Annotated in this window: 8 protein-coding genes and 1 other RNA gene; 7 read left to right on the top strand and 2 right to left on the bottom strand. The window is 39.1% G+C overall.

Annotated elements, in window-relative coordinates; genetic code table 11:
* Nucleotides 1-87 precede the first annotated feature (87 nt).
* The 4 genes from SP4011_RS09740 to SP4011_RS09725 all read left to right on the top strand — a co-directional run bounded on the left by SP4011_RS09740 (nucleotide 88) and on the right by SP4011_RS09725 (nucleotide 7,739).
* Nucleotides 88-2,055 (top strand): peptide ABC transporter substrate-binding protein, encoded by a 1,968-nt coding sequence (locus SP4011_RS09740; RefSeq protein ID WP_338619105.1) that lies wholly within the window; start codon nucleotides 88-90, stop codon nucleotides 2,053-2,055.
* Nucleotides 2,056-2,281: 226 nt separating this feature from the next.
* On the top strand, nucleotides 2,282-4,240 hold the full coding sequence (locus SP4011_RS09735; protein ID WP_338619103.1) for a peptide ABC transporter substrate-binding protein: 1,959 nt from the start codon (nucleotides 2,282-2,284) through the stop codon (nucleotides 4,238-4,240).
* Between the two features lie 183 nt (nucleotides 4,241-4,423).
* Nucleotides 4,424-5,524 carry a UDP-galactopyranose mutase gene (gene glf, locus SP4011_RS09730; protein ID WP_338619102.1) on the top strand — a complete coding sequence of 367 codons (1,101 nt, stop codon included), beginning with the start codon at nucleotides 4,424-4,426 and terminating at the stop codon, nucleotides 5,522-5,524.
* A 235-nt stretch (nucleotides 5,525-5,759) separates the two neighbouring features.
* On the top strand, nucleotides 5,760-7,739 hold the full coding sequence (locus SP4011_RS09725) for a peptide ABC transporter substrate-binding protein (protein ID WP_338619101.1): 1,980 nt from the start codon (nucleotides 5,760-5,762) through the stop codon (nucleotides 7,737-7,739).
* A 166-nt stretch (nucleotides 7,740-7,905) separates the two neighbouring features.
* Here SP4011_RS09725 and pbp1a read toward each other — a convergent pair whose 3' ends face one another.
* Together pbp1a and recU are read right to left on the bottom strand one after the other, a co-directional pair.
* A complete protein-coding gene (pbp1a, locus tag SP4011_RS09720) occupies nucleotides 7,906-10,071 on the bottom strand; it encodes a penicillin-binding protein PBP1A (protein ID WP_050278990.1) in 2,166 nt (721 codons plus the stop codon).
* On the bottom strand, nucleotides 10,068-10,664 hold the full coding sequence (gene recU, locus SP4011_RS09715) for a Holliday junction resolvase RecU (protein ID WP_000248774.1): 597 nt from the start codon (nucleotides 10,662-10,664) through the stop codon (nucleotides 10,068-10,070). The genes pbp1a and recU overlap by 4 nt, the downstream gene beginning before the upstream one ends.
* A gap of 66 nt (nucleotides 10,665-10,730) precedes the next feature.
* On the opposite strand from recU, the gene SP4011_RS09710 reads away from it, so the two are divergent.
* The 3 genes from SP4011_RS09710 to rnpB all read left to right on the top strand — a co-directional run bounded on the left by SP4011_RS09710 (nucleotide 10,731) and on the right by rnpB (nucleotide 12,070).
* On the top strand, nucleotides 10,731-11,258 hold the full coding sequence (locus tag SP4011_RS09710) for a DUF1273 domain-containing protein (protein WP_050216108.1): 528 nt from the start codon (nucleotides 10,731-10,733) through the stop codon (nucleotides 11,256-11,258).
* Between the two features lie 69 nt (nucleotides 11,259-11,327).
* Entirely contained in the window at nucleotides 11,328-11,669 is a 342-nt protein-coding gene (gene gpsB, locus SP4011_RS09705; protein WP_000146532.1) for a cell division regulator GpsB, read from the top strand.
* Between the two features lie 20 nt (nucleotides 11,670-11,689).
* Nucleotides 11,690-12,070: RNase P RNA component class B (gene rnpB / locus SP4011_RS09700), an RNA gene on the top strand.
* The last annotated feature ends 71 nt before the right edge of the window (nucleotides 12,071-12,141 follow it).

The following is a 12,141-nucleotide window of genomic DNA, read 5'->3' as shown; positions in this document are numbered from 1 at the left end:
AATTTTCTAACAAATTCTACAAGAAGTCTTGCATTTATAAAAAAATAGGGTATAATAGTGAAAATACTATTTTGAAGGAGATTATTTATGCAATCGAAAAAGTGGCTCTTAGGAGCAGGAGTGACCTTGAGTGTGGCCCTTCTTTTGGCAGCTTGTGGGAAAAGTGAAAAGAATGCAGATGCTCCCAAAACATTTTCTTATGTTTATGCAGTTGATCCATCATCCTTGGATTATAGCCTTACAAGTAAAAGTTCAACTTCTGACGTAATAGGTAATGTCGTCGACGGTCTTTTAGAGAATGATAAATATGGAAATCTCATTCCTTCTCTAGCAGAGGATTGGTCAGTTTCTAAAGATGGTTTGACTTACACTTACAAACTTCGTAAGGGGGTGAAGTGGTATACTTCTGAAGGAGAAGAGTATGCGGAAGTTAAAGCTCAGGATTTTGTTACAGGTTTGAAACATGCAGCAGACGGAAAATCCGATGGTCTTTCTTTGGTCGAGAAATCTATCAAAGGATTGGAGGCTTATGTTAGTGGTGAGACAAACGACTTCTCAACTGTAGGTGTGAAAGCTCTTGATGATTATACGGTAGAATATACCCTTAATAACCCGGAAAGTTTTTGGAACTCTAAAGTAACCACTGCAACCATGCTTCCTGTAAATGAAGAATTTTTGAATGCAACAGGCAAGGATTACGGAGCGCCAACTCCATCAAGTATTCTTTACAATGGCCCATATTTTTTGAAATCTTTGATTTCTAAATCTGTGATTGAATATGAAAAAAATCCTAACTATTGGGATAAGGACAATGTCAAAATTGATAATGTTAAATTGACATTCTATGATGGTTCAGATCAAGAATCCTTAATTCGTAGCTTTACACAAGGTGCCTATACCACTGCACGTCTTTTTCCAGCAAGCTCAAACTTTGAGTCAACTAAGAAAGAGTACGGAGATAAGATTGTCTATAGTCCACAAGAGGCAACAAGCTACTACCTCACTGTGAACGTAAACCGCCAGTCTTACAATAAAACAGCTAAAACAGATGAGTCACAAAAAACATCAACAAAAGAAGCTCTTCTCAATAAGAACTTCCGTCAGGCTCTTAATTTTGCATTTAATCGCCACGCCTATACAGCTCAATTAAACGGTGAAGAGGGTGCGGATAAGATTATTCGTAATAGTCTAGTGCCAGATAATTATGTTCAAGTAGCTGGGAAGACCTTCGGACAGTTGGCTCAGGATGAACTACTGAAATATGGAGAACAGTGGAAAGATGTAACTCTCACAGATGGTAAGGATACAATTTACAATCCAACAAAGGCTAAATCTGCATTTGAAAAAGCGAAGTCAGAATTGCAAGCTAAGGGAGTGAGTTTCCCGATTCATTTGGATGTGCCTGTTGAGCAAACTGATGTAGTTGCGGTTCAACAAACCAATTCGCTAAAACAATCAATTGAAGAAACGCTTGGAACGGAGAATGTAATTATAGATGTTCTTCAAATGACAGATAATGAGAAGGAAAGTATTACTTCTCAAGCTAAAGTTCCAACCCAAAAAGATTATGATTTGAACGGAACAGGTTGGGGACCAGATTACCAAGATCCAGCAACCTATCTCAATATTTTAGATGCTAAGAAGGGTTCTGCCTTGAAACATCTAGGTATAACAAAGGGCAAGGATCCTGAAGTTGTGGCGAAAGTTGGCTTGGATGAATACAAGAAGCTCTTGGATGATGCGGCTTCTGAGACAAGTAATCTTGATAAACGATACGAAAAGTATGCCAAAGCACAGGCTTGGGTTACTGATAGTTCACTTCTTATTCCAGTTGCTTCTTCAGGGGGCTCTCCTATGGTTAGTCGTACTGTTCCATTTACCAAAGCTTATTCACAGGTCGGTATTAAGGGGGATCCATTTATTTTTAAAGGAATGGAACTTCAAAATGATATTGTGACAACTAAAGAGTATGATGCAGCCTTCAAAAAGTGGCAAAAGGAAAAACTGGAATCGAATGCTCAGTATCAAAAGGATTTAGAAAAGCACATAAAATAATGTGAATGAGAATCTTGCTTTCGTTAGGTTATCAGTTAATTCATTGATATTTAAATGATAAATCGCATAAAAACAAGGGAGGACTGTATGAAAGGCAGAAATCCTTTGTTTTTTTATGACTAAAGTTTATAAACTTTCATTCTCAAAATTCAATTAACTTTACAAATTCCCACTATTTTGGTAAAATAAATATATGTTATAAAAACTAACATAAAGGAGAGAGAAGATGAATACAAAAAAGCGTGTCCTTAGTGCAGGCCTGACTGTTGCAGCTGCTTTGCTTTTAGCTGCTTGCGGTCAATCAGGTTCAGATACAAAAACTTACTCATCAACCTTTAGTGGAAATCCAACTACATTTAACTATTTATTAGACTACTACGCCGATAATACATCGATTATAACCAACCTAGTTGATGGTTTGCTTGAAAATGACAATTATGGAAACCTAGTTCCATCTTTGGCAGAAGACTGGTCTGTTTCGAGCGACGGTCTGACTTATACCTATAAATTGAGAAAAGATGCCAAATGGTTCACGGCTGACGGTGAAGAGTACGCCCCAGTCAAGGCGCAAGATTTTGTGACAGGTATCAAGTACGCAGTGGATAATAAATCACAGGCCATTGACCTGATTCAAAACTCGATCAAGGGCTTGAATGATTATATTACAGGAGCGGATTCTGATTTTTCTAAGGTTGGGGTTAAGGCCATTGATGACCAGACTGTTGAGTATACTTTGACACGCCCAGAACCTTACTGGAATTCAAAAACAACCAACAGTATTCTTTTCCCGGTAAACGAAGAGTTTTTAAATTCAAAAGGGAAAGATTTTGGGACCCTATCTCCAGATAGCATTCTCTACAGCGGACCTTATTTGTTAAAAGATTTCACATCAAAATCATCGATCGAGTATGTGAAGAATCCGCATTACTATGATCATGACAAAGTATCGATTGAACACGTGAAATTAGCTTATTTTGATGGCTCAGACCAAGAATTGACCATCCGTAACTTTGAAAGTGGAGCTTATTCAATCGCTGGGGTTTATCCAAATAGTTCTAACTTTGCCAAGACAAAGGAGAAATATAAGAATAATATCATTTATAGTTTGCAGGATAAGACTTCTTGGTACTTCAATTTCAACGTTAACCGTAAGGCTTACAATCACACTGCTAAAACGACAGATGAGCAGAAGAAGTCAACTGAGACAGCTGTCTTGAACAAAAACTTCCGCCAAGCAGTGAACTTTGCCTTGGACCGCACAGCTTATTCTGCCCAGTCAAATGGGGAAGAGGTGGCTAGCAAGACCCTTCGTAACACCTTGGCGCCTCCTACATTTGTCCAAGTTGGAGACAAGACCTTTGGAGAAGTAGTCGCTTCTAAATTGGTCAACTATGGTACAGAATGGTCAGGTATTAACTTGGCAGATGCTCAGGATGCCTATTTCAACAAAGAAAAAGCCCAAGCAAAATTTGCGGAAGCTAAAAAAGAATTGACAAGTCAAGGTGTGGTCTTCCCAATTCACTTGGATGTGGCGGTTGATCAGACAAGCAAAAATGCCGTGACAGGTATGAACTCAGTTAAGCAGACCCTTGAATCAGTTTTAGGTGCTGATAACATTGTCATTGACGTTCAGCAACTTTCAACAGATGATTTTAATAACGTAGCCTTCTTAGCGCCAACAGCAGCTGATCGTGACTACGATTTGAACTTTGATGGTTGGGTAGGTGACTACCAAGATCCGTCAACTTATCTCAATCCTTTCAATGCAGAGGATGGATTCTACCTTAAGATTTTTGGACTAGATGCCAAGGAAGATAAGGAAAAAATCACTAGCCTAGGTCTGGATACCTACACTAAGATGCTCAAAGATGCAGACAGTGAAAACAAAGATGTAGCCAAACGCTATGAAAAATATGCTGAAGCACAGGCTTGGATGATTGACAATTCTCTGATTATGTCAGCTATGTCAAGTGGTGGCACAGCATCTGTAACCAAAGTGACGCCATTTACAAGAGGCTATTCATTGGTTGGCATTAAGGGTGATGGCAATAACTACAAGTACATGAAACTGCAAAAAGATACTGTGACAACCAAACAGTATGAAGAAGCCAAGGCCAAATGGGAGCAAGAAAGCAAAAAAGCAATTGAAAAAGCTCAAAAAGAAGCAGAAAAACATGTTAAATAGTTAGAAATAGCCTTTTCAAGCAAAATCATAAAGACAAACATCAGTTTTGGTGCTTGTCTTTTTAAATCACTCGGCTATTGAAAACTAAGAAATGATTTGTTTTGTGCTAAAATAGATTGAAACTAAGATCCTCTCTTTTACTATAGTTAAGGAGATGTAAAGATAAGTGATAAGGAAGAGACTATGTACGACTATCTAATCGTTGGTGCTGGTTTGTCGGGAGCAATTTTTGCTTATGAAGCAACCAAGCGTGGAAAAAAAGTAAAAGTTATTGATAAACGTGACCACATTGGTGGAAATATCTACTGTGAGAATGTAGAAGGAGTTAATGTTCATAAATACGGTGCCCATATCTTCCATACTTCTAACAAGAAAGTTTGGGATTATGTGAATCAATTTGTTGAGTTTAACAACTATATCAATTCGCCTCTAGCTAATTACAAGGGTAGCCTTTATAATCTACCTTTCAATATGAATACTTTCTATGCTATGTGGGGAACAAAAACTCCTCAAGAAGTCAAAAATAAGATTGCTGAGCAAACGGCTCACATGAAGGACGTTGAACCTAAAAACTTGGAAGAGCAGGCTATCAAGTTGATCGGTCCAGATATTTATGAAAAGTTGATTAAAGGATATACTGAAAAGCAATGGGGACGTTCTGCGACTGACCTTCCACCCTTTATCATCAAACGTCTACCAGTTCGTTTAACCTTTGATAATAATTATTTTAATGACCGTTACCAAGGAATTCCAATTGGTGGTTACAACGTTATCATCGAAAATATGCTGAAAGATGTAGAAGTAGAACTTGGCCTTGACTTTTTTGCCCATCGTCAGGAATTAGAAGCTTCTGCTGAAAAAGTTGTCTTTACGGGGATGATTGACCAATACTTTGATTATAAATATGGTGAGTTAGAATACCGTAGTCTTCGTTTTGAGCATGAAGTTCTTGATGAAGAGAACTATCAAGGAAATGCAGTTGTAAACTATACAGAGCGAGAAATTCCTTATACTCGTATTATTGAGCATAAACATTTTGAGTACGGAGCACAAGCTAAAACGGTCATTACTCGTGAATACCCAGCTGATTGGAAACGTGGAGATGAGCCTTATTATCCAATCAATGATGAGAGAAACAATGCCCTGTTTGCTAAATATCAAGAAGAAGCAGCACGGAATGATAAGGTCATTTTCTGTGGTCGTTTGGCTGATTATAAATACTACGACATGCATGTGGTCATTGAACGGGCTTTGGAAGTAGTCGAGGAAGAGTTGGGACAATAATGCAAGGATTCTGTCATTTTAGAATCTTTGCTACTTATAGATTTTTAGAAGTAAGGTCAACAAGATTCTTTTCTGTTTATCAGAAGAGAACTTCTGTTGGCTTTTTTGGCCTAAATGAACAATTTTATTTTTCAGAATATATCAAATATAACAAATAACTCTTAAAATTCAGAAAATTCTATTGACAGAACTTGAAAAAGAGTCTATAATGAATAAAAAAACAAAGGAGAATGCTATGAAAACGAGAAAAGTATTAGCTCTTGCGGGAGTAACCTTATTAGCAGCTGGTGTTTTGGCTGCTTGTTCTGGGGGTTCAGGCGCTCAAGGTGAAAAAACCTTTGCATTTACCTACGAGACACATCCGGATAATCTCAACTATTTGACAACTGGTAAGGCAGCAACTTCTGAGATTACTAGTAATGTGATCGATGGATTACTTGAAAATGATAAATACGGGAACCTTATTCCCTCATTGGCAGAAGACTGGTCGGTTTCTAAGGATGGCTTGACTTATACTTATAAGATTCGTCAGGATGCCAAGTGGTATACATCTGAGGGAGAAGAGTACGCTCCTGTTAAGGCTCAGGACTTTGTAACAGGACTTAAATATGCAACAGATAAGAAAGCAGAAGCCCTTTACTTGGTACAGGATTCAATCAAAGGTCTGGATGCCTATGCCAAAGGTGAAATCACAGACTTTGCTCAAGTCGGGATTAAAGCCCTTGACGATCAGACAGTCCAATACACCTTGAACAAACCTGAAACTTTTTGGAATTCTAAAACAACCATGGGTGTGCTTGCGCCAGTCAATGAAGAGTTTTTGAATTCAAAAGGGGATGATTTTGCCAAAGCTACGGATCCAAGTAGTCTCTTGTATAACGGCCCTTATTTGTTGAAATCCATTGTAACTAAATCCTCTGTTGAATTTGCGAAAAATCCGAACTACTGGGATAAGGACAATGTGCATATTGACAAGGTCAAATTGTCATTCTGGGATGGGCAAGATACCAGCAAACCAGCAGAAAACTTTAAAGATGGTAGCCTTACAGCAGCTCGTCTCTATCCAACAAGTGCAAGCTTCGCAGAGCTCGAGAAGAGTATGAAAGACAATATTGTCTATACTCAACAAGACTCTACGACTTATCTAGTAGGGACAAATATTGACCGTCAATCTTATAAGCACACATCTAAGACCAGCGAAGAACAAAAGACATCTACTAAAAAGGCTCTCTTAAACAAGGATTTCCGTCAGGCTATTGCCTTTGGTTTTGACCGTACAGCCTATGCCTCTCAGTTGAATGGAGAAACTGGAGCAAGCAAAATCTTGCGTAATCTCTTTGTGCCACCAACATTTGTTCAAGCAGATGGGAAAAACTTTGGCGATATAGTCAAAGAGAAATTAGTGACTTATGGGGATGAATGGAGGGATGTTAATCTGGCCGATTCACAAGATGGTCTCTACAATCCAGAAAAAGCCAAGGCTGAATTTGCTAAAGCTAAATCAGCTTTGCAGGCAGAAGGTGTGACTTTCCCAATTCATTTGGATATGCCAGTTGACCAGACAGCAACTACAAAAGTTCAACGTGTCCAATCTATGAAACAATCCTTGGAAGCAACTTTAGGAACTGATAATGTCGTTATTGATATCCAACAATTGCAAAAAGATGAATTGCTTAATGTAACTCTATTTGCCGAAAATGCTGCTGGCGAAGACTGGGATTTATCAGATAATGTCGGTTGGGGTCCAGACTTTGCCGATCCATCAACCTACCTTGATATTATCAAACCATCTGTAGGAGAAAGCACTAAAACATATTTAGGATTTGACTCAGGGGAAGATAATGTAGCTGCTAAAAAAGTAGGTCTATATGACTACGAAAAATTGGTTACTGAAGCTGGTGATGAGACTACAGATGTTGCTAAACGATATGATAAATACGCAGCAGCCCAAGCTTGGTTGACAGATAGTGCCTTGATCATCCCAACAACTTCTAAAACTGGTCGTCCAATCTTGTCTAAGATGGTACCATTTACAATACCATTTGCATTGTCAGGAAATAAAGGTACAAGTGACCCAGTCTTGTATAAATACCTTGAACTTCAAGACAAGGCAGTTACTGCAGATGAATATCAAAAAGCTCAAGAAAAATGGATGAAAGAAAAAGCAGAATCCAATAAAAAAGCGCAAGAAGAACTCGCAAAACATGTGAAATAAGATAAAAAGAGACTGAGCAAAAAGTCTTTAAAAGCAAAACGCATATTGTCAGGTGATGAAAGCCTTGATCGTATGCGTTTTATTGTGGGAAAATGTACTTGATTTCTGTATTTCATTTTGACAATGAAAAAATCCTGAGTTTTTATTCTCAGGATTTTCTTTCATCTTACTGTTGTGGTTGTTGTTGAACTTGAGGGGTCTGAGGAGTCTGTGGAGCCGGGTTTTGATTGGCTCCTGGTGCATTTGGTGCTTGATTTTGACCATTAGTACTAGCATCAGGACTTGTGGTTGGTGCTAGGCTAGTAGAGCTTTCTGCACTTGTTGATGAGCTTTCGGTTGAAGATGATTGGGATGTTGTTTCAGTCCAAGTAGGTCTTGCTCCATTTTGGAAAAGAAACTGCCCATTTCGATAGATGCCATCCGGCATATTCCAGTCCTCTGGATTGCTTCCTTCAGACAGGTAGGTCATCATTGAGCGATAAACTTTAGCTGCAACTAGGAAACCATCTCCAACGATAGGAGTTAAACGATTCGAATAACCTGTCCATACAGCCATAGAATACTTACGAGTATAACCAACAAACATTTCATCTGGAGCTACATAGCCAGTGTTCTTGATGTGTTTTTCAATTTCATCATCTGTGTAGTTAGAAGTACCTGTCTTACCAGCCTGAGGGAGCCAAGCAAGATAGGCATTTCGTCCAGTTCCATAAGTCAAGACTGTTTTCATCATGTCGGTCATCATATAGGCTGTGGTTTCCTTCATGGCACGAGTTCCGACATTAGAGAACTCTTTTTCACTTCCATCACTGAAGACGACTTTATGGATATACATTGGTTTATAGTAAGTGCCGCCATTTGCAAAGGCAGCGTAAGCAGCAGCCATCTTTTCACTACTTGCTCCATATTTTTTGTCTGATTCGGTTGTGTTACTTGAAATGGCATTTGAGTAGTGAAGACTTGGGTAGTCGATACCGAGACCATTAAGGAAGGTTTTAGCTCTATCTAGACCGACCTTATTCAAAGTCTCAACGGCCGTGACATTTCGTGATTGTTGAAGAGCATACTGGATTGTAATGTTTCCAAAGTAGACATGATCCCAGTTGTAGAGTGGAGTATCAGTACCAGGATAGTTATAAGGAACATCATGTACAATAGAAGCAGTAGAGTCATAGACTCCATATTCTAAAGCGGGAGCATAGTCAGTGATTGGTTTCATAGAAGAACCCCAGTCACGATTGGTTTCTACAGCTTGGTTGGTGCCAAATGAAACGTTACTTGCTTGGTGACGAGCTCCAAGTTGGGCAATGACTTTACCATTTGAAACATCTACGACCGTAGATGCGACTTGCAAATCATCGTCAGGGTAAGAGACGTATTGATCGGAGTTGTAGATATCCCACAGACGTTTTTGAGCCTCTTGGTCTACATTTGTGTAAACATCCATTCCAGTAGTTAGAAGGTTATAGCCAGTTTCTTGTTCTACTTGGTCGATAACCTCTTTGAGATAATTGTCCATATATGCTGGGTAGCTATTGACTGATTTCAAACTTTGGAGTCCATCAGTAATAGGAGTATTGATAGCCTTCTCATACTGTTCGGCAGAAATGTAGCCTTGACCTTTCATCTCTGAAAGTACCAAGTTACGACGGTCTTGGGCTGCTTCTGGATGTGAATAGGGGTCATATTGGTTTGGTGCCTGAGGCATTCCAGCCAGCAAGGCTAACTGAGGTAAACTTAAATTATTGAGGTCTTTACCATAGTAGTTTTGAGCTGCTGTCTGCATTCCATAGTTGCCATTAGACATGTAGACCTTATTTATATAGTAGGTCAAGATTTCTTGCTTGGTTGCTTTTTGTTCTAACTGAATCGCTAACCAAGCTTCCTGAGCCTTACGAGAAATAGTCTGGTCGGAAGTCGAGGTTGAAAAGTAAGTCAACTTAATCAACTGTTGGGTGAGAGTTGATCCACCTTGGAGGGAATTGCTTTGCAGATTGCGCAAGAAAGCTCCCAGGATACGGATGGTATCAATCCCCCTGTGGTCGAAGAAGCGATGGTCTTCGATAGAAACGATTGCCTTAACCAAATCTGTGGGAATATCATTAGCTTGGGCATTGACGCGGCGTTCAGAACCCAAGTCAGCAATGAGTTGATTTTTATTGTCGTAGATTTTACTAGAGGTTGTTGCAACTAGTTTACTCTCGGATAGGCTAGGAGCCTTGCTAACGTAGTAGAAAAAAACTCCTCCGCCTAAGACAATGGCTGCGATAACCAAGCTTAAGAAGCTAATGCTCAGATACTTGATTAGGCGCAGAATCGTTGGTTTGTTCATCTTGTTTTACCACCTAATAAATGTTCTTTGATAACATTGAGATAAGGAATTTGAGGGAAGGCACCAGCCTTGATTTCATATCCATATTCTCGAATATATCCAAGTGGCATTGATTTTTGTCCCTTATCTTGATGATAGAAGCGAATCAAATCGAATGCCGGCAATAAGTAGGTTTCTTGCTGAGAAGAAAAGTGAAGAAGGACAAAGCAGATTCCTTGTTGGGCAAGGACTTGTTCCATATGCTGAATCTGATGTGGATGAAAATTTTTCATCGGAATCGCACGTTTTTGTTTTGTTTCCTTGGCTTCAAAGTCGATGTAATATCCATTATAAACGCCAGAATAGTCCGTCGTTGAAGCTTGTCGAAAATAGGCTTCAACAATCTTGGCACGACTTCGTTGTGGATAGTCCACTCGTACGATTTGAATAGGGGTTGGTTTCTTGTGTATAACAGCCAAGCCCTGAGACAAATAGTAGTCGTTGGTAGCATTGATCATCTTTTCAAAAGACATTCCTCGATTTGCGAAATTTTTGGGTTGAGAAAGAGATGGTTGTCTTTTTTGTGATGAAAGTTTATGTGGATAGTTGACCATAATTCTCCTTATTGGTACAATAACATCACTCTATTATACCATAAATTTGCACAGAAAGGGTTAAAAATGGCTACAGCTTTGGTTTTGGGCTATTCTGCTTTTGATTTGGGTTTGTTTTCTGATAAGGATCCTCGTCTTAAATTGATAAAAAAAGCAATACGTAAAGATTTAGAGGCTATGGCAGCAGATGGGGTGTCTTGGCTTGTGTTTACAGGAAGTTTGGGTTTTGAATATTGGGTTTTAGAGGTTGCTCAGGAGATGAAAACCGAGTACGGTTTCCAGTTGGCCACCATTTTTGCTTTTGAAACCCATGGGGAAAATTGGAATGAAGGCAATCAGATGAAACTGAGTCGTTTTAAGCAGGTAGACTTTGTCAAATATGCCTATCCTTGCTATGAACACAAGGGGCAGTTAAGAGATTACCAGCAGTTTTTGCTGGAAAACACGACTAGTTCCTATCTTTTTTATGATGAAGAAAATGAAACGAAACTAGCTTATTTTTACCAAAAGATGAAAAATCAAGAGGACTATTTTATAAAGAGATTAACATTTGATCAATTAAATGAACTTGCTGAAAATTTTTCCGAAAATTGAAGCTTTGACCTTGATTTTTGTTTGCCTTTTTTTATATAATAATACTAGCAAGCGAGAATGGAGAGAGACATGGCAAGTATTATTTTTTCAGCGAAAGATATTTTTGAACAAGAGTTTGGACGTGAAGTCCGTGGCTATAGCAAGGTAGAAGTTGATGAGTTTTTAGACGATGTCATCAAGGATTATGAAACCTATGCTGCCTTGGTCAAGTCACTTCGTCAGGAGATTGCGGATTTGAAGGAAGAATTAACTCGTAAACCGCAAGTGAGTTCGGCTCCAAGTCCTAGTCACCCAGATCCAATTGATGTGGCTGCTTCATCTTCTATGACGAATTTTGATATTTTGAAACGCTTGAATCGTCTTGAAAAAGAAGTATTCGGTAAACAAATTTTAGACAATACTGATTTGTAATTCAGGTCTTGTTACATGCAATTTTTGGATAATCGCGTGAGGAGAATTGCTTCTCATGAGGAAAGTCCATGCTAGCACAGGCTGTGATGCCTGTAGTGTTTGTGCTAGGCGAAACCATAAGCCTAGGGACGAGAAATCGTTACGGCAGTTGAAATGGCTAAGTCCTTGGATAGGCCAGAGTAGGCTTGAAAGTGCCACAGTGACGGAGTCTTTCTGGAAACAGAGAGAGTGGAACGCGGTAAACCCCTCAAGCTAGCAACCCAAATTTTGGTCGGGGCATGGAGTACGCGGAAACGAACGTAGTATTCTGACTGCTATCAGCTAGAGCTGTTAGTGGTAGACAGATGATTATCGAAGGAAGTGGTCCTAGTCACTTCTGGAACAAAACATGGCTTATAGAAAATTGCATATAGGTTGGGGCTGAGAAATTTTCTCAACCTCATTTTTTAAAGTGGACATATAGAAAGGTCTT

This window comes from Streptococcus parapneumoniae (assembly GCF_037076355.1).
Taxonomy (GTDB): Bacteria; Bacillota; Bacilli; order Lactobacillales; family Streptococcaceae; genus Streptococcus; species Streptococcus parapneumoniae.
This window is presented reverse-complemented; position numbering and strand designations above follow the sequence as displayed.